This is a genomic window from Stutzerimonas degradans, assembly GCF_024448505.1.
Taxonomy (GTDB): domain Bacteria; phylum Pseudomonadota; class Gammaproteobacteria; order Pseudomonadales; family Pseudomonadaceae; genus Stutzerimonas; species Stutzerimonas degradans.
On the sequence record NZ_JAMOHV010000001.1, the window covers coordinates 343,373 to 366,768 of the forward strand.

The 23,396-nt window shown below is 66.5% G+C and carries 17 protein-coding genes; 9 read left to right on the top strand and 8 right to left on the bottom strand.

What is annotated here, in order from left to right; genetic code table 11:
- Window positions 1–122: 122 nt before the first annotated feature.
- A complete protein-coding gene (locus NAV27_RS01675) occupies window positions 123–449 on the top strand; it encodes a hypothetical protein (protein WP_008569497.1) in 327 nt (108 codons plus the stop codon).
- A 50-nt stretch (window positions 450–499) separates the two neighbouring features.
- Here NAV27_RS01675 and NAV27_RS01680 read toward each other — a convergent pair whose 3' ends face one another.
- The 4 genes from NAV27_RS01680 to NAV27_RS01695 all read right to left on the bottom strand — a co-directional run bounded on the left by NAV27_RS01680 (window position 500) and on the right by NAV27_RS01695 (window position 6,103).
- Entirely contained in the window at window positions 500–904 is a 405-nt protein-coding gene (locus tag NAV27_RS01680; RefSeq protein ID WP_102827971.1) for a phosphate ABC transporter substrate-binding protein, read from the bottom strand.
- An 11-nt stretch (window positions 905–915) separates the two neighbouring features.
- Window positions 916–2,085, bottom strand: coding sequence for a hypothetical protein (locus NAV27_RS01685; protein WP_102827970.1), 1,170 nt, complete (start codon window positions 2,083–2,085; stop codon window positions 916–918).
- A gap of 16 nt (window positions 2,086–2,101) precedes the next feature.
- Complete coding sequence (locus tag NAV27_RS01690) at window positions 2,102–3,724, bottom strand: methyl-accepting chemotaxis protein (RefSeq protein WP_102827969.1); 1,623 nt, start codon at window positions 3,722–3,724, stop codon at window positions 2,102–2,104.
- A 198-nt stretch (window positions 3,725–3,922) separates the two neighbouring features.
- A complete protein-coding gene (locus tag NAV27_RS01695) occupies window positions 3,923–6,103 on the bottom strand; it encodes a malate synthase G (RefSeq protein WP_102827968.1) in 2,181 nt (726 codons plus the stop codon).
- Window positions 6,104–6,329: 226 nt separating this feature from the next.
- Between NAV27_RS01695 and NAV27_RS01700 the strand changes: the two genes are divergently transcribed.
- Window positions 6,330–6,848: a glycine cleavage system transcriptional repressor gene (locus NAV27_RS01700; RefSeq protein ID WP_003286668.1), complete on the top strand. Its 519-nt coding sequence runs from the start codon at window positions 6,330–6,332 to the stop codon at window positions 6,846–6,848.
- A gap of 15 nt (window positions 6,849–6,863) precedes the next feature.
- On the opposite strand, the gene rarD is transcribed toward NAV27_RS01700, so the two are convergent.
- Window positions 6,864–7,757 (bottom strand): EamA family transporter RarD, encoded by an 894-nt coding sequence (rarD, locus tag NAV27_RS01705; protein ID WP_102827967.1) that lies wholly within the window; start codon window positions 7,755–7,757, stop codon window positions 6,864–6,866.
- Window positions 7,758–7,922: 165 nt separating this feature from the next.
- Here rarD and NAV27_RS01710 point away from each other — a divergent pair, with 165 nt between their 5' ends.
- A complete protein-coding gene (locus NAV27_RS01710) occupies window positions 7,923–8,690 on the top strand; it encodes an SDR family oxidoreductase (RefSeq protein ID WP_102827966.1) in 768 nt (255 codons plus the stop codon).
- Entirely contained in the window at window positions 8,687–10,270 is a 1,584-nt protein-coding gene (treF, locus tag NAV27_RS01715; RefSeq protein WP_102827965.1) for an alpha,alpha-trehalase TreF, read from the top strand. The genes NAV27_RS01710 and treF overlap by 4 nt, the downstream gene beginning before the upstream one ends.
- Before the next feature lie 6 nt (window positions 10,271–10,276).
- Here the strand turns inward: treF and NAV27_RS01720 are convergent, their stop codons facing one another.
- On the bottom strand, window positions 10,277–10,774 hold the full coding sequence (locus NAV27_RS01720; protein WP_003286663.1) for an LEA/WHy family protein: 498 nt from the start codon (window positions 10,772–10,774) through the stop codon (window positions 10,277–10,279).
- 438 nt (window positions 10,775–11,212) lie between these two features.
- Here NAV27_RS01720 and NAV27_RS01725 point away from each other — a divergent pair, with 438 nt between their 5' ends.
- The 5 genes from NAV27_RS01725 (at window position 11,213) to NAV27_RS01745 (ending at window position 17,674) form a co-directional block, all read left to right on the top strand.
- Window positions 11,213–11,371 (top strand): YqaE/Pmp3 family membrane protein, encoded by a 159-nt coding sequence (locus NAV27_RS01725; protein ID WP_015275395.1) that lies wholly within the window; start codon window positions 11,213–11,215, stop codon window positions 11,369–11,371.
- 201 nt (window positions 11,372–11,572) lie between these two features.
- Window positions 11,573–15,061: a response regulator gene (locus tag NAV27_RS01730; RefSeq protein WP_102827964.1), complete on the top strand. Its 3,489-nt coding sequence runs from the start codon at window positions 11,573–11,575 to the stop codon at window positions 15,059–15,061.
- A gap of 1 nt (window position 15,062) precedes the next feature.
- Window positions 15,063–15,881, top strand: coding sequence for a CheR family methyltransferase (locus tag NAV27_RS01735; RefSeq protein WP_102827963.1), 819 nt, complete (start codon window positions 15,063–15,065; stop codon window positions 15,879–15,881).
- The gene (locus NAV27_RS01740; RefSeq protein ID WP_102827962.1) at window positions 15,878–16,480 is read left to right on the top strand and encodes a chemotaxis protein CheB; all 603 of its coding nucleotides are present in this window, start codon (window positions 15,878–15,880) and stop codon (window positions 16,478–16,480) included. Before NAV27_RS01735 ends, NAV27_RS01740 begins: the two co-directional genes overlap by 4 nt.
- A 3-nt stretch (window positions 16,481–16,483) precedes the next feature.
- The gene (locus NAV27_RS01745; protein WP_102827961.1) at window positions 16,484–17,674 is read left to right on the top strand and encodes a hybrid sensor histidine kinase/response regulator; all 1,191 of its coding nucleotides are present in this window, start codon (window positions 16,484–16,486) and stop codon (window positions 17,672–17,674) included.
- 760 nt (window positions 17,675–18,434) lie between these two features.
- On the opposite strand, the gene selO is transcribed toward NAV27_RS01745, so the two are convergent.
- Both selO and mscK read right to left on the bottom strand, forming a co-directional pair.
- Window positions 18,435–19,892 (bottom strand): protein adenylyltransferase SelO, encoded by a 1,458-nt coding sequence (gene selO, locus NAV27_RS01750; RefSeq protein WP_102827960.1) that lies wholly within the window; start codon window positions 19,890–19,892, stop codon window positions 18,435–18,437.
- Window positions 19,893–20,018: 126 nt separating this feature from the next.
- Entirely contained in the window at window positions 20,019–23,318 is a 3,300-nt protein-coding gene (gene mscK / locus NAV27_RS01755; protein ID WP_102827959.1) for a mechanosensitive channel MscK, read from the bottom strand.
- Window positions 23,319–23,396: the final 78 nt, after the last annotated feature.

Sequence of the window (23,396 nt, forward strand, 5' to 3'; positions counted from 1 at the left end):
TGCTATCACCGGGGGCGGGCGCTTAAGCCGTCCGCCGACCGCCCGGTCGTTCCCGGCGCGATGAAACCTTGTGCGTTCGCCGTTGCCCGAACTTAGGCAACCCCCTCACAGAGGTGACGATCATGAAGCTGATTCAGATGACCGCACTGACGCTTGCCGCCCTGCTGGCCGCTGGCGTGCAGGCCGCTCCCGACAACGCCAACAGCCGCTCGGAGAACGGCCAGGAGGCGATGGAGGAAAGCGCCCACGGCGGCGATTACAGCGGCAAGGGCTTTGGCAGCGCAGCGCAGAATTCCGCCACCGGCAAGGGTGGCAGCACCGATACCCAGGGCACCGGCAACGATGGCTCCAAGGCCACGGAAATCGACCAGGGTGCCGACGGCAAGCCGCACGGCGAGCCGGGCAGCACCGGCACGGGCGGCGAAGGCGGCGCGCGCGGCGCCTATTGAGGCGGGAATGAAAAAGCCGCCCGGAGGGGCGGCTTTCGGTGTGGCCTGGATCAGGGCAGGGTGAACAGCACCTTGACCGAGCCGTTGACCGCGGCGCTGTCGACATAGCCGATGGCATCGGCTTCGGCGCCGACCTTGGCCACCACGGCGGCATCGTCGGCGACGCTGGGCAGCGGCTGGCCCTTGCCGGTGAAGATCAGCCCGGACCAATAGGACTTCAGCTGCGACTCGTTCTTGCTGGTCACACCGGCGTAGAAGGCTTCCTTGACCGGATTCCAGCCGGCCTGGTCGACGCCCTTCATGGACTTGTCCTTGCCGAGGAAGATGTTGGCGACGTCCGACTGCGACGGCGTCTTGGCCGCGGCGGAATTGACGATCACCGCGACCTCGGCCTGGGCCAGGGAAGCCGCGCCGAGCAGCGCGGCGGCGGCGAGGATGCGAAGGGATGCTTTCATCGGGACGCTCCTCAGAAGACGAAATCGACGCCGACGGAAACGATGTCGCCGTCGTAGTTGCGGGCCGGAGCGCCGCCGAGTGCACCACCGAAGCGGCTGTGGACTTCGTTGTCGAAGACTTCCTGGGCGTTGCGGGTGAACACGCCGTCGTAGCCGTTCTGGGTGTCGACGCGCTTGTACTCGCCCTTCACCACCACGGTCGGCGCCGCCTGGTAGTTCAGGCCCAGCGTCCAGGAGCTCTGGCGACCACCGTTGTCGTCCAGCTGCGCGTAGGTGACGTGCGGCAGGAAATCACCGAAGCGGCGACCACCCATCAGGTAGAACGAGTCGATCGCTTCCAGACCGTCGTTCTCGATCATGCGCGAGGTCCACTCGTTGTTGCTGACCCAGGTGCCGTTATCGTACTGGTAACCGATCGAGGTGAACTTGCCCTTTTCCTTGTCCAGCACCAGCAGCGAAAGGTTGTCGTTCGGATTGCCGGTGAGGTAGTTGTTCACGGTGCCGTTGATATCGGTGGTGATATCCGCTTCGACGTAACCGATGCGCAGCGTGCCGAACTGGTTGGTGGCCAGGCTGACGCTGGCGCCGAACAGCTTGTCGTAGTCGATATCGAACTGGTCGTCGTAGGCGTAGTAGTCGCGGTTCTTGGCCTGGCCGCCGGCGAGCTGGAAGGTCACCGATCCGTAGGACAGCGGTACGGTGTAGACCGCGTCGAGACCTTCGTAGTTGGTCACCTGCACCTGGCTGTAGACCTCGTCGGGCAGGCGCAGCCACGGGTAGCTGTAACCGACGTCGAGGCTTTCGGAATACATGTACACCGGGCTGCGCAGGCGGCCGGCGCGCAGCATCAGCTGGTCGGTGGTCTGCCAGGACAGGTAGGCCCATTCCAGATTGGCTTTCCACTCGTCCTGCTGCGCCTTGGCGGTCGCCTGTACGGTCACGCCGACCGTGTCGGTGAGGCCATAGCTCAGCTGCGCGCCGAACTTGGACAGCTGATCGCCGCGCCAGGAGTCGTTGGTCTGGCCATTGATGCCGTAGCTGCGGCCGTCATCTTCACCACCCAGGTGAGTGACGCCGACGGTTCCGAAACCGTTGAAGCGGTGTTCACCCTGTTCCAGGGCGAAGGCCGGGGTGGCGGCCAGGCAGATGGCTGCCAGACCGGCGACACGAAGTGCAGTCATGTGATGCTCCAGAAGGTTAAACGCGAAATTGGTTGGTGGCGGCGCGCAGGTGGTCTCCGGTCGTCACCAGCTGCTCGCCCAGGCGGGCGGTGGCTTCGGCGCCGTTGGCGGTTGCTTGTGCGTCCTGCTGCAACACTTGGGTTTCTTGTTGGATGGAACGCGACAGGCCGATCTGCTCCTGGGTGAACTGAGCGATGCCGGCGTTGAGTTCGTCGATCTGGTTGACCGTGCGGGCGATGGTCTGCAGCAGCTCCGTGGCCTCGACCGAGCGCTGGATGCTGGCGCGGGACTTCTCGCCATTGCTGGTCATCACGTTGAGCACGGTGTTGGCGCTGTTCTGCAGGCGCTGGATGATCTGCTGGATCTCGGCGGTGGACGCGGCGGTTTTCTGCGCCAGGTTGCGCACCTCGTCGGCGACCACGGCGAAGCCGCGGCCCTGCTCGCCGGCGCGCGCCGCTTCGATGGCGGCGTTCAGCGCCAGCAGGTTGGTCTGCTCGGCGATGCTGCGGATCACGGTCAGCACCGAGCCAACTTCCTGGGTTTCTTCCTCCAGCTGCTCCATCGCCTTGACCGCGCCCATCACGCTGTCGCCCAGGTCGCTGATGCCGGTCGACAGGCTGCTGACGTGCTCGCGCGCGCTGGCGGTCTGGCGCGCGGCGGCGTTGGCCTGATCGGAGGCCTGCCGCGAGCGCTGCGCCACTTCCTGGATGCTGCCGGTCATGGTGAGGATGTCGCGGGTGATCGAATCGGTGTGGTGCTGCTGCGACTTGGCGTTCTCTTCCGCGCCCTGGGTGAGCTGGTACAGCTCCTTGGAAACCTGGCCGAGCGGATTGGCCGCCTCGATGATCTGGCGGATGGTGCCCTGCAGCTTGTCGAGAAAGCCGTTGAACAGCTCGATCATCGCGCCGATCTCGTCGTTCGACTCGACATTGACGCGCTGGCTCAGGTCGCCGTCGCCGCGGGCGATCGATTGCAGCGAGGCGATCACGCCGCGCACGTTGGCCATCACGCTGCGGATCACCAGCCAGGCGCCGAGCCCGACCAGCACCACCAGCACCAAGCTGAGGAAGATGCCCAGCCGCGTGGTAGCCGCATTGGCCTCGCGGGTCTGTGCCAGGGTTTGCTGGAAGTCGGCGTAGGCCTGCGCGCGGAAGGTGCTGCCCAGCTGCTGGGCCTGGGCCAGCTCGCTGGCCATGCGGTCGAGGCTCGGGCGCAGGTCGTCGAACGAGGCGCTGCCGTCGATCAGCTTGCTCGAGGCGGCGAGGGCGTTGTCGGCGTAGCCGCGTACCGCCTTGCGCCACTCCTCCAGCGCCTGTTGCTGGGTACGCTGGTCGGCCAGCAGTGTGGCCAGCGACTGCTGTTGGCTGTCGATCTGCTGCAGCACCTGGCGCGCCTCGTCGAGCACACCGGGTTCGCCGGCGGCCACGGCGTTGTTCAACAGCGCCGGCACGCGGGAAAACTGGAAGATCACCGCGTCGGTCTTTTCCAGCGTCGGATAGCTGCGGGTTTCCAGCAGGGCCAGCCGCGAGTCGGTCGCCGAGAGTTGCAGCGAGGTGTAGAGGACGTACAGCACCAGCCCGAACAGCGCCACGGCGGGCACCAGTGACAATTTGGCGGTCAGCGAGAAATTCTTCAGCATGCATCGACTCCAGGGCCGGCTGTGGGTAGCCGTGGGGTAGCGGTGGTAGCCAATGGCCATTTCAATCGAAATTGTGACTGAGATACTTCATGCGGTCACGTTACGGATTGTAATCGCGGCTATGGTCTCCGACGGACGGTATCGTCAAGGCATAAAAAAACCGCCCCGAAGGGCGGTCTTTTTTGCTGCGCAGGCGGGTTACAGGCCGTTCTTGGCCTTGAACTCGCGGCGGCGGCGGTGCAGCACCGGCTCGGTGTAGCCGTTGGGCTGCTTGGTGCCTTCGAGGACCAGCTCCAGGGCGGCCTGGAAGGCCACGCTGTTGTCGAAGTCCGGCGCCATCGGGCGGTACAGCGAATCGCCTTCGTTCTGGCGGTCAACCACGGCGGCCATGCGCTTGAGGCTCTCGACCACCTGCTCCTTGGTCACCACGCCGTGGCGCATCCAGTTGGCCACGTGCTGGCTGGAAATGCGCAGGGTGGCGCGGTCTTCCATCAGCGCGATGTCGTTGATGTCCGGCACCTTGGAGCAGCCGACGCCCTGTTCGACCCAGCGGACCATATAGCCGAGGATGCCCTGCGAGTTGTTGTCCAGCTCGTTGCGCTTCTCTTCCTCGCTCCAGTTGGTGTCTTGCGCCAGCGGCAGGGTGAGGATGTCGTCGATGGAGGCCTTCTCGCGCTTGGCCAGCTCGGCCTGACGCGCCTGCACGTCGACCTTGTGGTAGTGCATGGCGTGCAGGGTGGCGGCGGTCGGCGAGGGAACCCAGGCGGTGTTGGCGCCGGCCAGCGGGTGACCGACCTTCTGCTCGAGCATGGCCGCCATCAGGTCAGGCATGGCCCACATGCCCTTGCCGATCTGCGCCTTGCCCTGCAGACCGCAAGCCAGACCGACGTCGACGTTGTTGTTCTCGTAGGCGCTGATCCACTTTTCGGCCTTCATGGCGGCCTTGCGTACTACCGGGCCGGCTTCCATGGAGGTGTGGATTTCGTCGCCGGTGCGGTCGAGGAAGCCGGTGTTGATGAACACCACGCGCTCGCGCGCTTCCTTGATGCAGGCCTTGAGGTTGATCGTGGTACGACGCTCCTCGTCCATGATGCCGACCTTCAGGGTGTTGCGCGGCAGGCCGAGGACGTCCTCGACACGGCCGAACAGCTCGGTGGCGAAGGCGACTTCTTCCGGGCCGTGCATCTTCGGCTTGACGATGTAGACCGAGCCGGTGCGGGTGTTCTTGCGGGTGGTGTTGCCCTTGACGTTGTGCATCGCGCACAGGCTGGTGAACAGACCGTCGAGGATGCCTTCCGGCACTTCGTTGCCGTCCTTGTCGAGGATGGCGTCGTTGGTCATCAGGTGGCCGACGTTACGCACGAACAGCAGCGAACGGCCGTGCAGGGTCAGCTCGCCGTTGCCGTCGGCCTTGGTGTAGACGCGGTCCGGGTTCATCGCGCGGGTGATGCGCTTGCCGCCCTTTTCCAGCTCCTCGACCAGGTCGCCCTTCATCAGGCCGAGCCAGTTGCGGTAGACGACGGTCTTGTCGTCGGCGTCGACGGCGGCGATGGAGTCTTCGCAGTCCATGATGGTGGTCAGCGCCGCTTCCATCAGGATGTCTTTCACGCCGGCGGCGTCGGTCCGGCCGATCGGGCTGGCCGGGTCGATCTGGATCTCGAAGTGGATGCCGTGGTTCTTCAGCAGTACGGCGACCGGCGCGCTGGCTTCGCCCTGGAAGCCCTGCAGCTGCGCCGGGTTCTTCAGGCCGGTGGTGCTGCCGTTCTTCAGCGCGACGACCAGCTTGCCGCCTTCGATGCGGTAGCCGGTGGAATCGACGTGCGAACCGTTTTCCAGCGGTGCGGCTTCATTGAGGAAGGCTCGCGCGTAGGCGATGACCTTGTTGCCGCGGATCTCGTTGTAGCCCGGGCCCTTGGTGGCGCCGCCTTCTTCGGAGATCGCGTCGGTGCCGTAGAGGGCGTCGTACAGCGAGCCCCAGCGGGCGTTGGCGGCGTTCAGCGCGAAGCGCGCATTCATGATCGGCACCACCAGCTGCGGGCCGGCCATGCTGGCGATCTCTTCGTCGACGTTCTGAGTGGTGGCCTGGAAGTCTTCGGCTTCCGGCAGCAGGTAGCCGATTTCCTGCAGGAAGGCCTTGTAGGCGACGGCATCGTGAGCCTGACCGGCGCGCGCCTGGTGCCAGGCGTCGATCTTGGCCTGCAGTTCGTCACGCTTGGCGAGCAGCGCGCGGTTCTTCGGCGCCAGGTCGTGGATGACGCGATCAGCGCCGGCCCAGAAGGCCGCGGCATCGACGCCAGTACCGGGAATCGCTTCGTTGTTCACGAAGTCGTACAGGACTTTGGCGACCTGCAGGCCACCGACTTGAACGCGCTCAGTCATTACTCGCCTCACTTGGTTCTTCTTTCAAATCTGTCGGATGCAATTTCTTGTAGTCCGGGTCGGCGGATACTACATGAAGCGCCGGGGAAAATCAGTCCGCTGAAAGTGGCGCTTTCCTGCCGCGCGGCGATGGCCGGTGGTGCCCGGCGCCGGCCGCTGCGCCGCTGCCTGCTATACCTAGAAAACGTCTTTTCATGCGAACCGCTTTGCGTCAAAGGAGCAGGCAATGGATCACCTCGTACTCACCGTCATCGCCGAGGATCAGCCCGGGCTGGTCGAGCGGCTGGCTCAGTGCATCGCCGAACATGGCGGCAACTGGCTGGAGAGCCGCATGTCGCGCATGGCCGGACAGTTCGCCGGTATCCTGCGGGTGGCGGTGCCGAGCGAAGCCCATGCCGCGCTCACCGCGGCGCTACAGGGTTTGCAGGCGCAGGGCATTCGCGTGCTGCTGGCGCACAGCGGCAGCGAGCCGCCGACCAGCTGGCAGGAAATCGAGCTGGAGCTGGTCGGCAACGACCGTCCCGGCATCGTGCGCGACATCACCCGCCTGCTCGCTGAGCATGGCGTCAACCTGGAGAGCCTGGACACCGACGTGCTGTCGGCGCCGATGAGCGGCGAGCCGCTGTTCCGTGCCGAGGCGCGCCTGGCGGTGCCCAGCGAGCTGTCGCTGGAAGTCCTGCAAGGCCGCCTGGAAACCCTGGCCGACGACCTGATGGTGGAACTCAAGCTGCAAGCGCCGGAGTGAGCGGCGCGGTCGCGGTCAGGCCGTTGCGGTCTTGCGCATCAGCCGCCAGGTGTCGACGCTGTACACCGCCAGCCCCGCCCAGATGAAGAAGAACGCCAGCTGCTTGTCCGCCGGGAAGGGTTCGTCGAACAGCTGCACGGCGAGGATCAGCAACAGCGTCGGGGTGATGTACTGCAGAAACCCCAGCGTCGAGTAGGGCAGGTGACGCGCGGCGGCGTTGAAGCACAGCAGCGGGATCAGCGTCACCGGCCCGGCGGCCATCAGCCAGAGCGCTTCGCTGGTGCGCCACAGCGCCGGTTCGGTGCTCGCGCCGTTGCCGAAGAAGAACAGCCAGATCAGCGCCACCGGCAGCAGCAGCCAAGTTTCCACCACCAGCCCGGGCAGCGCCGCCACCGGCGCCTGTTTGCGCAACAGCCCATAGCTGCCGAAGCTCAGCGCCAGCGCGATGGAGATCCACGGAAACTCGCCCAGCGTCAGCAGCTGCAAGGCCACGCCGGCGGCCGCCATCGCCACTGCCAGCCACTGCAGCGGACGTAGCCGCTCGCGCAGCACGATCAGCCCGAGCAGCACATTGACCAGCGGATTGATGTAGTAGCCCAGGCTGGCCGCGACCATGTGGCCGTGGTTCACCGCCCAGACGTAGATCAGCCAGTTGCTCGCGATCAGCAGGCTGGAGATCGCCAGCACGCCGATGCGCCGCGGGTGTTCGAGCAGCTCGCGCAGCCAGCCGGGGTGGCGCCAGACCAGCAGCACCAGCGTGCCGAACAGCGCCGACCAGATCGCGCGCTGGGTGACGATCTCCAGTGCGCCGAACTGTTCGATGGATTTGAAGTACAGCGGGAACATGCCCCAGATGCCGAAGGTGACGAGCCCCAGCAGATAGCCTTTACGCAGGTCGGGGGTGGTCATGAAGTCCTTCTTCGGGGCGGCGGAAAGCGCTCTATTGTGCGCTTTTGTCGCAGTCCGAGAAAGCGCAGCGGCCGCCTTGCGCGCGCCGCCTGGCGGGGCGGCGGAACATGCCGGGGCGGGACGCGTCAGAACGGCATGGGCGAACGCCCGCGGTGGAGATCACGCATGAATTTGCATGGCAGGGTCGCACTGGTGACCGGCAGTACCCAGGGCATCGGCCGCGGCATCGCCGTGCGTCTGGCGCAGGCCGGCGCCGATGTCGTCATCAACGGTCGCGAAGACGATGCCGACGCCCGCGAAAGCGCGGCGCAGGTCCGCGCTACCGGCCGGCGTGCCGGCATCGTCGCCGCCGACGTGGCCTGCGTGGAGGATTGCCAGCGGCTGGTGCGCGAGAGCGTGGCGCAGCTCGGACGGCTGGACATCCTGGTCAACAACGCCGGCATCCAGACGCAGGCGGGCTTTCTCGACGCCAGCCTGGAGGATTACGAGCGGGTGCTGGCAGTCAACCTGCGCGGGCCGTTCTTCCTCGCCCAGGCCTTCGCTCGCCATCTGCGCGAGGCCGGCCACGGCGGGCGCATCATCAACAACAGCTCGGTGCACGAGGAGCTGCCGCATCCCAACTTCGCCAGCTACTGCGCCAGCAAGGGCGGGCTGAAGATGCTCATGCGCAACCTCGCCATCGAGCTGGCGCCGCTGGGCATCACCGTCAACAACGTCGCGCCCGGCGCCATCGAGACGCCGATCAACCGCGAGCTGCTGCAGCAGCCGGACAAGCTCGCCGGCCTGCTGCAGGACATTCCCGCGCGCCGGCTCGGCCAGCCGCGCGACATTGCCGGCGCGGTGGCCTTTCTCGCCTCGGACGAGGCCGATTACATCACCGGCACGACCCTGGTGATCGACGGCGGCCTGCTATGGAACTACCACGAGCAATGACCGACATCGCCCCCGCCTTCGAGCTTGCCGGCATGGCCGACAGCCTGACCCCGGCCGAGCGCTACGAGGAGCTGTTCGTCGCGGTGCAGATGCAGCGCGTGTTCGTCGACAGCAAGACCTTCGTCGACTGCGTGCCGTGCCGCGAGCCGCAGGCGATTCTCGACGACTACCGCGCACAGCGCGATGCCGCGGACTTCGACCTCGGCGAATTCGTGCACGCCAACTTCAGCCCGTACGAGTTGCCGCCGAAGGCGTTCGTCGCCAACCCGGACGACAGCCTGGCGGCGCACATCGATCGGCTGTGGCCGATCCTGACCCGCCAGCCGCGCGAGCATCCGCCGTTCTCCTCGCTGCTGCCGTTGCCGCATCCTTACGTGGTGCCGGGCGGACGCTTCACCGAGCTGTACTACTGGGACTCGTACTTCGCCATGCTCGGCCTCGACGAGAGCGGCCACTGCGAGCTGCTGCGCTCGATGGCCGATAACTTCGCCTACCTGATCGATACCTACGGCCACGTGCCCAACGGCAATCGCAGCTACTACCTCGGCCGCTCGCAGCCGCCGGTGTTCGCGCTGATGACCGAACTGTTCGAGCAGACCGGCGTGCACCCCGCCACCGACTACCTGCCGCAGCTGCGCAAGGAATACGCCTTCTGGATGGACGGCGGCGCCGAGTTGCGTCCGGGCGAGGCGCACCGGCGCTGCGTGCGCCTGGCCGACGGCTGCCTGCTCAACCGCTACTGGGACGAACGCGACACGCCGCGCGAGGAGGCCTACCGCGAGGACGTCGAGACCGCGCGGCACTCCTCGCGTCCGGCGCATGAGGTGTACCGCCACCTGCGTGCCGCGGCCGAGTCCGGCTGGGATTTCAGCTCGCGCTGGCTGGACGATCCGTGTCGCCTGGCAAGCATCCGCACCACCTGCATCCTGCCGGTCGATCTCAATGCGCTGCTCTACCACCTGGAGCGGCAGATCGCCCGGCTCTGCGCGGTAGAGGGGCTGCGTCGCGATGCCGGGCAGTTTCACGACTATGCCGAGCGGCGGCGCACGGCGATGCAGCGCCATATGTGGAACGACGTCGGCGGCGCCTACTTCGACTATGACTGGGCGATTCAGCGCCAGCGCGACAACCTCACCGCCGCCACGCTGATGCCGCTGTTCGTCCAGCTGGCCGACTCGCGACAGGCGGCGCGCGTGGCCGAGGTGGTGCGCACGCGGCTGCTGGCACCCGGCGGCCTGAGCACGACCGAGGTGTATGGCAGCGGCGAGCAATGGGACTGTCCCAACGGCTGGGCGCCGCTGCAGTGGATCGGCATTCGCGGCCTGCAGCACTACGGCCATCAGACGCTGGCGCTGGAGATCGAACGGCGCTGGCTGGAGATCGTCAGCTACCTGTTCGAGCGCGAAAACAAGCTGGTGGAAAAGTACGTGCTGCGGCCCTGTACCGAGGCCGCGAGCGGCGGCGAATACCAGCGTCAGGACGGCTTCGGCTGGACCAACGGCGTGACCCGCAAGCTGATGCAGGAAGACCCCGGGCACCAAGCCAACCGGTGCCGCGCCGGCCGTTGTCGGCCGGACTAGCCGGCGCTACGGCAGCGGGCGATACGGATTGGCGACGCCGGACAGGTCCAGCGTGCCCTTGTCGGTGAAGCGCCGCGTGCCGAACAGCCCGCCGCCGAGCTTGCCGCGCAGCACGTAGGGCAGCGCATCGAGCCGGCTGCCATCGGCCAGCCCGAGCGCCTGCCGCGCAACCGACAGCGCCGAGATGGTCACCGGCACGCTGACTACGCGCTCGCCGAAGCGTGGCACGCTGCCGCGCTGGTCGCTGACGCCGCTGGCCAGGCGTCGGTCGTTGACCGAGAGGCTCAGCGCCACGCCGTCGTAGTCCACCGCGGCGTCGTTGGGATTCTGCAGGCGCAGCTTGACCAGCAGGCGCAACTCCAGCCCTTCGCCCGGCAGCGGCTGGATGCCGGCGACCTGCACCTCGAGCGGGTCGTGCGAGGGCAGCAGCGCACAGGCGGACAGGCTCAGGGCGAGCAGCGCGAGGGCAAGCAGGCGCAGGCGCGACAGCAGGGGCTTGGGCATGGCGGTTCCTGTGAGATTTCTGGCGCTCGAGCAGATGACTGCCGCCCGGCCCAGACGTTCCGGTATTCCAGCGTCCCGGCAGGATAGACGATGCGCCGCGCAAGCCGGCCGGGATTCGACCTTCCGCCAATGGCCCAGGCAGGTTTTTTTTGAAATAGTTAGCACGCTAAGCGAACCGCTTGGTCGCGCTGTTCGCCCACAAGGCGGATGGCGCCGGACGCAACAGACCGGCTCCACGACTGGCCGGTCGCGTCCACCCTCACTCCTGCGCCTGCTGGCGCACCCTGGCGACCGACCCGGACGCCTCCCGGAGCTGCCAACCGCTGCCAATCGGCGGCGGTTGCCGTTCCCCTTCCGCGCGAAACGGAACCGTCAGACCTCATTCCGGTCGACTGCACAGGCCGCCAGGCCGTCTTGTAGACCCGACGGAGACCCGACATGGACCTGATCCGCATCATTGTTGCCATCCTTCTGCCGCCCCTCGGCGTATTCCTGCAGGTGGGGTTCGCCGGTGCCTTCTGGCTGAACATCCTGCTCACGCTGCTGGGCTACATCCCGGGCATCATCCATGCCGTGTGGATCATCGCCCGACGCTGAGCCGCGCGCGGACCTGACGTCAGCTACTTTTGTGCTGCCAGAACGGGTTGTGTACAGTCCCCAGCTCGCTGCGCGGAAACCTATTAGCGTCGCGTAACACTCAAGAACATGCCGGAAGATCACGGAATTTCGTGACCGATGGGTCACGCGCGGACAGCGGTTGCCGCGCGCGATGCCAGTGGCTGCCGGAAAGGACACCAGATGAGCGATTCCTTCGTCGAGCAGAGCAACTTCAAACGCATCCTCAGCCGCAACGTGACCGTTCCACTGGGCTTCGGATTTCTCAGCGCGTTCTTCTTCAGCGTCATCGTCTACTACCTGCTCCAGGTGAGCCACTGGGTCGACGAATCGGTGCGCGGCGTCGCCCACGCCCATGAGGCGGCGAAGATGATGGGTGACCTGGAAGCCTCCATGCGTGGCTACCTGATCACCGGCGAGGCGGTTTTCCTGGAGCCCTACAACCGCGAGCTGCCGCTGATGCGCCAGCAGCTGGACGACCTGCAGCGCTACGCACGCGAGAACCCGATGCAGCTCAGCCGCGTCGAGCAGGTGCGCTCGGTGTTCGCCGAATGGGTGCGGTTCGCCGAGCAGGGCATCGCCACGCGCGATCGTGGCGAGTCGATCCACGAGCTGGTGGCCACGGCGCGCGGGCTGAATCTCTCCGGCAAGATTCGCGCGCTGCTCAACGATTTCATCGCTACCGAGCGGCAGATTCGCGCCGAACGTTCCGATTTCAGCGAAATGACCAGCACCGCGCTGATCGGCGGTTTTCTGCTGTTCAGCCTGATCTTCAGCGGCCTGCTGGCCTGGTTCGGCCGCCGCGACCTGCTCGGCCTGTCGAACACCTACAGCACGCTGCTCGCCGGGCAGCAGGCGCACTCTCGGCTGCTGGAACAACAGGCCTGGTACCGCACCGGGCAGACCCAGCTGGGCGAGGCGATCATCGGCGAAATGGCCCTGCCGGCGCTGGGGCAGAGCATCCTGCAGTTTCTTGCGCGCTATCTCGACGTCGCCGTCGGGGCGCTCTACGTGGTGCAGGACGGCAAGCTGCAGCGCGTCGCCGAGTTCGCCTACGACCCGCAGAAGCTGCAAGACAATCTCGTGCTCGAATTCGGCGCCGGGCTGGTCGGCCAGGCTGCGCTGGAGCGGCGCGAACTGGCCCTCGAACAGCTGCCGGCCGACTACCTGCGCGTCAGCTCGGCACTGGGCGCGACCGTGCCGAGTTCGGTGCTGATCGTGCCGGTGGAAGACAGCGGCATGCTCAACGGCGTGATCGAACTCGGCTTCCTGCGTCCCCTGCGCGAGCAGGATCGTGAGCTGCTGCGCCGGGTCGGCTCGGCCATCGGCGCGGCCATCGAGGCTGCGCGCTATCGTCAGCGGCTGCAGCGCGTGCTCGCCGAGACCCAGCAGCTCAACGAGGAGTTGCAGGTGCAACAGGAAGAACTGCGCGCCGCCAACGAAGAGCTGGAAGAGCAGTCCAGCGCCCTGCGCGAATCGCAGATGCATCTGGAAGAGCAGCAGGTCGAGCTGGAGCAAACCAACGAACAGCTCGCCGAGCAGGCCGACACCCTGGCTCGCCAGCGCGACGAGATGGACGAGAAGAACAGCCGCCTGCGCGAGGCGCAGCTGCTGCTCGCGGAGCGCGCCGACGAACTGCAGCGCGCCAGCCGCTACAAGTCCGAATTCCTCGCCAACATGTCCCACGAACTGCGCACGCCGCTGAACAGCTCGCTGATTCTCGCCAAGCTGCTGGCCGACAACCCGCAGGGCAACCTCAGCGACGACCAGGTGCAATTCGCCAGCTCGATCTATTCGGCTGGCAACGACCTGCTCACGCTGATCAACGACATCCTCGACATTGCCAAGGTCGAAGCCGGCAAGCTCGACGTGCATCCCGAGGCGACCCATCTGACCCGGCTGGCCGAGGGGCTGAAGAGCCTGTTCCTGGCGCAGTCGCTGGAGAAGGCGCTGGGGCTGCGCGTCGAACTGGCCGACGACCTGCCGCCGAGCCTGTACACCGATCGCCAGCGTCTGGAGCAGATTCTCAAGAATCTGCTGGCCAATGCCTTCAAGTTCACTGAGAGCGGTTCGGTGTGCCTGCGCATCGCGCCGCACGGCGACGGCCGGATCGCCTTCAGCGTCAGCGATACCGGCATCGGCATCGCGCCGGAGCATCAGGCGGCGATCTTCGAGGCATTCCGCCAGGCCGACGGCACCACCAACCGCCGCTATGGCGGCACGGGCCTCGGGCTGTCGATCTCGCGCGAGCTGGCGCAGTTGCTCGGCGGCTCGCTCGAGGTGCAGAGCGAGGTCGGCATGGGCAGCACGTTCACCCTGCTGCTGCCGGAGCATTACGCCGCTCCCGCCCGCGTGGCCCCGCCGGCGCCACTGCCTGTCGTATCGCCCGTCGCGCCGCGTGCCGAAGCAGCGGCAGCGGCGGTGGTGCAGGCGTCCAGGCCGGTCGTCGAGCCGATTGCCGATGACCGCGACGCCTACCCGTTCACGGCGCGCTCGGTGCTGGTCATCGAGGACGAGCCGCAGTTTGCCGGCATCCTGCGCGAGCTGGCGCACGAGCTGCACTACAGCTGCCTGATCGCGCAGAACGCCGACGACGGTTTCGACACCGCCGTGCAGTACAAGCCCGACGCCATCCTGCTGGACATGCGCCTGCCCGACCACTCCGGGCTGACCGTGCTGGAACGCCTGAAGGAGAACCCGGCGACCCGGCACATTCCGGTGCACGTGGTCTCGGTGGAGGATCGCAAGGAGGCCGCGCTGCAGATGGGCGCGGTGGGCTATGCGCTCAAGCCCACCACCCGCGACGAGCTCAAGGAGGTGTTCAGCCGCCTGGAAGCCAAGCTGGCGCAGAAGGTCAAGCGCATCCTGCTGGTCGAGGACGACGCCCGCCAGCGCGAGAGCGTGTCGCGGCTGATCGAGGATGTGGATATCGAGATCACCGCTGTCGAGTTCGGCGAGCAGGCGCTCGAGCTGCTGCGCAGCACCGCCTTCGATTGCATGATCATCGACCTCAAGCTGCCGGACATGGACGGCAGCGAGCTGCTCGAGCGCATGGCCAAGGAGGACATCTGCTCTTTCCCGCCGGTGATCGTCTACACCGGGCGCAACCTGACCCGCGATGAGGAGGCGGCGCTGCTCAAGTATTCGCGCTCGATCATCATCAAGGGCGCGCGCTCGCCGGAACGGCTGCTCGACGAGGTCACGCTGTTCCTGCACAAGGTCGAGTCGGACATGCCGCCGGAGCGGCAGAGAATGCTCAAGAGCGCGCGCAGCCGCGAGAAGGCCTTCGAGGGACGCAAGCTGCTGGTGGTCGACGACGACGTGCGTAACGTCTTCGCCCTGACCAGCGCGCTGGAACAGAAGGGCGCCGTGGTGGAGATCGCCCGCAACGGCCTGGAAGCCATCGCCAAGCTGCGGCACGACAGCACCATCGATCTGGTGTTGATGGACATCATGATGCCGGAGATGGACGGTTTCACTGCCATGCAGGAAATCCGCAAGGACCCACGTCTGGCCAAGCTGCCGATCATCGCCGTCACCGCCAAGGCGATGAAAACCGACCAGGACCGCTGCCTGAGCGCCGGTGCCAACGATTACCTGGCCAAGCCGATCGACCTCGACCGGCTGTTCTCGCTGATCCGCGTCTGGCTGCCGAAAGTGGAGCTGCTGTGACATGCCCGAGCGCAGCACCGATATCGAGCTGAAGCTGCTGATCGAGGCGATCTACCTCCGGTACAGCTACGACTTTCGCGACTACTCCGGCGCTTCGCTCAAGCGCCGGGTGACGCTTGCGCTCAAGCAGCTCGACTGCGAGAACATCTCGGCGCTGCAGCACCGCATCCTGCATGACGCGCGCGCCTTCATGGACCTGCTGCAGTACCTGACCATCCCGGTCAGCGAGATGTTTCGCGATCCCGGTTACTTCCGCGCTCTGCGCGAGCAGGTGGTGCCGGTGCTGCGCACCTATCCGTCGCTGAAGATCTGGATCGCCGGCTGCAGCACCGGCGAGGAGGTCTACTCGATGGCCATCCTGCTCAAGGAGGAGGGCCTGCTGGAGCGCTCGCTGATTTACGCCACCGATATCAACCCGCGCTCGTTGGCGCAGGCGCGCCGGGGCATCTTTCCCGTCCAGCACCTGCACAAGTACACCGAGAACTACCAGCAGGCCGGTGGCCGGGGCAACTTCGCCGACTACTGCACGGTCGCCTACGACGCAGTGCTGATGGACAAGGCGCTCAAACAGAACGTCACCTTCGCCGATCACAGCCTGGCGACCGATAGCGTGTTTTCCGAAACGCAGCTGATCTCCTGCCGCAACGTGCTGATCTACTTCAACAAGTCGCTGCAGGACCGCGCCTTCGGGCTGTTCCACGAATCGCTCTGTCATCGCGGATTCCTCGGCCTGGGCGCCAAGGAAACGGTGGAATTCTCCGCCTGCGCCGGGCAGTTCGAGGCGTTCGACAAATCGGAAAGGATTTTCCGCAAGCTATGAGCAGCCAGGCACCCCGGCGCATGGCCGGCAAGCGGCGGCCGCCCGTCGAGGCGGTGGTCATCGGCACCTCGGCCGGCGGTCTGGCCGCGCTCAGCGTGCTGGTCGCCGGGCTGGAGGCGACGTTCCGCCTGCCGCTGCTGGTGGTGCAGCACATCCCTTCAGGCGTGCCGACGCAGCTGGCGGAGATTTTCCAGCGCAAGACCGACCTGCACGTCAAGGAAGCCGACGAGAAGGAGCGGGTGCGCGGCGGAACCCTGTATTTCGCCGCACCCGGCTATCACCTGCTGGTCGAGCAGGACACCAGTCTGTCGCTGAGTCAGGACGACAGCGTGCATTTTTCCCGGCCGTCGATCGACGTGCTGTTCGAATCCGCCGCCGACGCCTGGGGCGAGCGCGTGGCCGGTATCCTGCTGACCGGCGCCAACGAGGACGGCGCCGCCGGCCTCGAAGCGATTCATCGCGCCGGCGGTCTGACCATCGTCCAGGACCCGGACGAGGCAGAAGTCGACAGCATGCCGCGCGCCGCACTCCAGCGCTTCGCGCCGGACTACATTTTGCCCCTGCGTGACATACACCGATTGTTGCGCGAACTGGAGTGAGTCATGCCCTATCAAACCGATGAGGCGAATCTGCTGATCGTCGACGACCTGCCGGAGAACCTGCTGGCGCTCGGCGCGCTGTTGCAGGCGCCGGGCATCCGCGTGCATCAGGCCGAATCGGCCGAGCAGGCGCTGGAGCTGCTGCTGCAGCACGAATTCGCGCTGGCGATCCTCGACGTGCAGATGCCCGGCATGGACGGCTTCCAGCTGGCCGAGCTGATGCGCGGCACCGAGCGCACCAAACACATTCCCATCGTCTTCGTCAGCGCCGCCGGGCGCGAGCTCAACTACGCCTTCAAGGGCTACGAGAGCGGTGCGGTGGACTTTCTGCACAAGCCGCTGGATGCGCACGCGGTGCGCAGCAAGGCCAGCGTGTTCGTCGATCTCTATCGCAACCGCAAGCGCATGGCGCGCCAGCTGGAGGCGCTGGAAAAGAGCCGGCGCGAGCAGGAGGTGCTGCTCGACGAGCTGCGCAGCACCCAGGCCGAGCTGGAGAACGCCGTGCGCATGCGCGACGACTTCATGTCCATCGTCTCTCACGAGCTGAAGACCCCGCTCAACACGCTGATCCTCGAAGTGCAGCTGCGCAAGCTGCAGCTGGCGCGCGGCAATTTCGCCGCCTTCAGCGAGGACCGTTTGCGCAACATGGTCGAGAAGGACGAGCGGCAGGTGCAGAGCCTGATCCGCCTGATCGACGACATGCTGGATGTTTCGCGCATCCGCACTGGCAAGCTGTCGATCCGCCCGAGCCGCATCGACCTGGCGGAGCTGGTCGCGCATGTGCTGGAGAGCTTCGCCGCGCAGATGGAAGGCCGCGGCTGCACGCTGCAGCTGCAGCAGGCCGAGTCGGTCGTCGGCGTCTGGGACGCGTTTCGTATCGAGCAGGTGGTGGCCAATCTGCTCACCAACGCCATGCGCTACGGTGCCGGCAACCCGGTGCAGGTGAGCGTCGGGCCTTGCGCCGAGGGCGCGCAGATCGAGGTGCGCGACCATGGTATCGGCATCAAGCCGGAGAGCCTGGCGCGCATCTTCTGCCAGTTCGAGCGCGCCGAGGGTAGCGAGAGCAGCGCCGGGCTGGGGCTCGGCCTGTTCATCGCCGAGCAGATCGTCAAGGCGCATGGCGGGCGTATTCAGGTTGAGAGTGAGGAGGGGCAGGGGGCGTTGTTTCGCGTGCTGCTGCCCTTGAATCCGTAGGGCGCCGTTGTGGAGTGGGGCGCGGGTTGCGCCCGCTCTACGGCTGGTAAGGCTGATCGTGCGGCTTGTACGTTTTGCTGTCTTGGTGGTTGGCGAGTGGCTTGAGAGCTTGTTTTCGCCCTGCTGGGCGAGTCACTTTTGCCAGTCGCGGCAAAAGTAACCAAAACCGCTTGCCCCTACATCCGGCCCCGGCTGCGCCGGGGTTCCCTCGCTCCATCGTCGCTCCGGGGGCCGGCGTAAAGGGCCGTCCCTGGCCCTTTACGCCTCTCACGGCATCCATGCCGCTCGCTCCCTTGCGCAACGATTCCACTCGGCCTCCTGAAAGGGGCGGTTGGTGGGGCCTGACAGGCTGTGCAGGAAAGGCACAAAGCGCAGCAAAGTCAGCTTCTCGACCTTCCAGGCGACTCGGACCCAACTCCCCGTCAGGAGGCCGAGTGGAGGTGTCGCATAGGGGGACGCGAGGCAGGACGCCGAGCGAGTCACGAAGGGACAGGGATGTCCCTTCGTGACGTGCCCCCGGAGCGGCGCCGGAGCGAGGGGAGTCTGGCCGCAGGCCAGACCCGGATGTCGGGTGCCCTTCTTCTTTGGTTACTTTCTTGTTGGGCAAGCAACAAGAAAGTGACTCGGCCGGGTGGCCGAAACCAGAGGCATCGGGCACTCGGAAATCAAGCGATTCACCAATCGCCATGAAGCAAAATGTGAGTGCAACCCGCCGTTGCGGAGTGGCGCTCAGGCGCCGACGGCGCGGGTTGCACCCGACCTACGACGAACAGCTGATCTCCAGATGCTTACCCCATTCCGGCGGCCGCTCGGCGTAGCGCTGCATGCCCGGCTGCTCGTCGAACGGCCGGCCGAGCACCGCGTGCAGTTCACGCACCGGGCCGTAGTCGCCGTTCTCCGCCGCTTCGATGACCTGCTGCGCCAGGTAGTTGCGCAGGATGTACTTCGGATTCACCGCGCGCATGCGCGCCTGGCGGTCGGTCTCGGCGGCGTCGCGGGCGCTGCGCGCGCAATAGTCGGCGGCCCAGGCGTCGAAGCCGGCCAGGTCGACGAAGTCCTCGCGCAGGCGTTGCACGGCCTGCGGCGCCGGGCTGTCGCCGAGTTCGCGGAAGAAGAGGGTGTAGTCCACGGCGCTGTCCTGCATCAGTTGCAGCAGGCGGCGCACCAGCCGTTCGTCGTCCGCCTCGGCCCGTGTGAAGCCCAGCCGGCGGCGCATCAGGTCCAGCCATTCGGCTTCGTAGAGTGGCAGGAACAGTTCCATCGTCTCGCGCAGGCGCGTCACCTCGACGAACGGCGTCAGTGCCTGCGCCAGCGCGGCGAGGTTCCAGTGGGCGATCGGCACCTGGTTCTCGAACGAGTAGCGGCCGCGGTCGTCGGAGTGGTTGCAGATGAAACGTGCGTCGAAATCGTCGAGGAAGGCGTACGGGCCGAAGTCCAGGGTGATGCCCAGCAGCGACATGTTGTCGGTGTTCATCACGCCGTGGCAGAAGCCGTAGGCCTGCCAGCGCGCGACGAGCGCGGCGGTTCGTTCGAGAACCTCGCGGAACAGCGCCAGGTACGGTTCGGGCTGTTCGCGCAGCTGCGCAAAGTGCGCCTCGAGGCTGTAGTCGAGCAGCTGCTTCAACTCGGAGTGCTGGCGCGTGTAGTAGAAAAACTCGAAGTGGCCGAAGCGCAGGTGGCTGGGCGCCAGGCGCAGCAGCATGGCACCGCGCTCCTGGCGCTCGCGGTAGACCGGCGTGGCCGAGGCGGTGACGCACAGCGCGCGCGTGCTGGGGATGCCCAGCGCCGCCAGGTGTTCGCTGGCGAGGAACTCGCGGATCGACGAGCGCAGCACCGCGCGGCCATCGCCCATGCGTGAGTAGGGCGTCTGGCCGGCGCCCTTGAGGTGCAGGTCCCAGTGCTCGCCGGCGGCGTTCCGCACCTCGCCGAGCAGCAGGCCGCGGCCGTCGCCCAGCTGCGGGTTGTAGACGCCGAACTGATGACCGGAATACACCATCGCCCGCGGCTCGGCGGTCGACCAGAGCTTGTGCCCGGAAAACAGCTCGACGAACAGCGGCTGCTCGGCCTCTGCTGGGTCCAGATCGAGCAGCGCCAGGGCGGCTTTGCTGACCACCACCAGGCTCGGATCGGCCAGCGGCTGTGGCTCGACGGCGGTCGAGAATGCGTCGCCGAGGCGGGCGAAGCGATTGTCGAAGTGCAGCTCGGTAAGGGTCTTCAAGATGGCTCCGCAAGTATGCCCGGCAGCGGGGCGGTGAATGTGCGGCGGCAGAGCGGCGCGGCGTTTTGCGGCACGCTGCACCAGCGGCCCGTTCAGTCAGATTAGGCTCTTACCGCGCAGTGGGGTTCAGCTTGGGTCGGGATCCTTGATCAGCGGGCCGCCCGTCACGACCGGCTGGCTCTTCGGCAGCAGCAGCTCACGTCCGGCGTAGTCCTTCAGATGCACGTCCAGCTGGCGGAAGGCGATGACGATGCCGCGCTCGCGGAATTCGCGATCGACGCGACGGTTGATCTCGTCGATCACCGGGTTGCGGTCGCCGAGGTCGCGCACGTGCAGGCGCAGCTCGTGTTCCAGGCGGCTCTCGCCGAAATTGAGGAAGAACACCTGCGGCTCCGGGTCCTTGAGCACGCGCGGATTCTCCCGCGCGGCCTGGAACAGCAGCTCGCGAACCTGCTCCAGGTCCGAGCCGAATTCCACGCCGATGCGGATGGTGACGCGGGTGACCGTGTCGCTCAGCGACCAGTTGAGCAGCTGGTCGGTGACGAAGGTCTTGTTCGGAACGATGATTTCCTTGTGGTCGAAATCGGTGATGGTGGTGGCGCGGATGCGGATGCGGCTGACCGTGCCGGAGAGGTTGCCGATGGTCACCACGTCGCCGATGCGCACCGGTTTCTCGAACAGGATGATCAGGCCGGAGACGAAGTTGGCGAAGATTTCCTGCAGGCCGAAACCCAGGCCCACCGACAGCGCGGCCACCAACCACTGCAGCTTGTCCCAGCTGACGCCGAGGGTCGACAGCGTGGAAACGATGCCGGTGCCCACCAGCGTGTACGACAGCAGCGTGCCGGTGGCGTAGGCGCTGCCGGGCGCCAGGTTCAGCCGCGACAGCACCGCGACCTCCAGCAGGCCGGGCAGGTTGCGCGCCAGCACCAAGGTGATGACGACGATGGCCAGCGCGCCGAGCAGGTCGTTCAGGCTGATCGCCGAGGTGGTCAGCGTATCGCCGCTGCCGCTGGTGAATTCGTAGAGCGCGACGTTATCCAGGTAGGACACCACCGAGATCAGGTCCGACCAGACCCAGTACAGCGCGACGACGAACAGGCCGAAGGTGGCCAGGCGGGTCAGGCGCAGCGACTGCTGGTTGACCTGCTCGATGTCCAGGCCGGGTTCCTCCAGCGTCTCGGTGTCGGCGTTGCCGTTCTCCTCGCTGCTCTGGCGCTTGGCGAGCGCGCGCTGGTAGGCCAGGCGCCGCGCGGCGATGGTCAGCGCGCGGACCAGCGTGGCCTCCAGCGCGACCCAGAGCATCAGCAGATAGAGCGTGTCGATCAGCCGCTCGGTGAGCTTGAGCGCCGTGTAGTAGTAGCCCATGCCGACCACGCCGATCAGCAGCAGCGGCAGCACGCTGAACAGCATGCCGAGCAGCAGCCGTCCGTGCGGCGCATTCTCGCTGGCCGGTCCCTTGCGCAGGATGCGCGCCATGCGCCAGCTCATCAGCGCATAGCAGGCGATGATCACCAGTAGACCGAGCACGTCGTCGGCGAGATTGGCCGGCTGCTGCTCGGCGATGCTCACCGCCACCACCAGGGTCAGCACCACCAGCCCGAGGCGGCGTAGCTCGTCGCGCAGGAAGGTCACTTGCGGTTTCGACCAGCGAAAGTGCAGCTCCGCCACCCGCCCCGGCGAGAGCATGCGGTAGGCGGTGTAGAACACCAGCCAGGCTTGGGCCATCTCGTACAGCGCGGCACCGAGGCCGAGGTTCTGCCCACGCGCGTCCATCTGCAGCAGATAGCCGCACAGCGCCAGCAGCAGCGCACCGGGCAGCGCCAGCAGCAGGTTGAGCAACAGCGCCAAAGGCGTATGCAGCTGGCTGTCGTTACGGAAATGGCCGACGTCGCGGCTCAGCGCATCGAGCTTGGCGTTGATCGCCGGGCGCCGCCAGAGCAGTACGGCAATTGCCAGCAGCAGCGGCAGGAACAGCAGCGGACGTTCCTTCAGGCCGGCGCCCAGCTCCCCCAACAGCGAGCGCCAGGGAATGCTGGCGAGCTGGCGCTCCAGACGCTGCGGCGCGCTGGCCAGCCAGCTCAGGTCCAGCGGCTTGTTGCTGGGAATCCAGAACATCTGCTCGTCGAGCGTCGCGCTCAGGGCGCTCGCCGTATCGTGCAGCTGCTTCTGGTTCAGCTGCAGGGTGATCGATTCGTTGAGCAGCGCGTTGAGCGTGCGGTTCAGCCGGTCGAGCAGCTCGTTGCGGGTGTTGAGCAGTTCCAGCAGCGCGGCGCGCAGCTCCGCTGTCGCCTGTTCGGCCGGCTGGCTGGCGAGCAGCTGATCGACGTAGCTCTGGGCGTTGCCTGCCTTCTCGCGCGCCTGGTTCAGCTCGAACTGGTAGAGCCGCAGGTCGGCGATCTCGTCGGCGAGGTTCTTGTCCAGCGTCACCTTGGGGAGGGTCAGCTTCTGCTGGTAGAGGATCTTCGACAGCAACAGACTGCCTTCGAGCACGCTGATCTGCTCTTCCAGCGCCTGGTCGGTCTGAGTCAGCGTGTCGAGTTGCTGGCGGGTGCGCAGGTTCTGCTGGTTGAGGTCGTTCAGCCGCTCGGTGGCGCGCAGCAGGTAGTCGGAGAGCTTGAGGTTCTCCGCGCTTTCGGCGGCCAGCAGGGTATCGGAGCCGGCCTGCTCGGCCTTGGCCGACAGCTCCGCGACGGTCTGCTCGGACTCGGCGCGGCGCTTCTCGTTGATCAGCGCCTGCAGCGCCTGGGTTTCCAGCTCGGCGCGGGCGATGCGTTCGGCGAGCAGGTCGCGGCGTGCCTTGCCCAGATCCTGCATCAGGCTGTTGCCGGCCAGCTCCTGGCGGCGCAGTTCGATCTGTGCGCCGAGGGTCTCGAGTTCCGCGTTGAGCAGGCTGCGCTGCTCGTCGCCGAGGCTCTTGCCGCCGTCGCGCCCGCTCTTGAGCTGCGCGTTGATCTCCTGGATGCGCGCCTGGGCGCTGCCGATGGCGGCCTGCGCACGCTCCGGGCGGGTCTGCGCGGTGATGATCAGGCTGTTGGCGGCACTGAGCTGTTTCTGCCACTCGGCCAGCTCGTCGATCCGTTCGGCCAGGCGCTGATCGAGCGCCGCGACGTTCAGGCCGGCGTAGCGCCTGGCCGGGTCTTCGTCCGGCTTGGCCTTGAGCGCATCGAGTGCGCGTCGGGCTTCGACGATCTCCTTGGGCGCCTGCGCAAGTTGCGTCCCGCGCTCTTCGAGCTGCTGGCGCGCGGTCGCGGTCTGCTCGGCCTGCTGCTGAATCTGTTCGGCGAGCGACGGGGCGGCGGGCTTGGCTTCGGCCTCGGCGGCCGGTTTGCTGCCGGTGATATCCAGCGCCTGAGCCAGCGCCGGCATCGCGTTCAGGGAAAGTGCGGCCAGGGCCGCCAGCAGTAGGGTGCGCACGGAGAACATGGATGCAGCCGCAAACGAAGGGACTGCTGAGTCTACGGTCTGCGCCGGGCGAGTGCGAGTCCGCGAGACGGGCGCGCC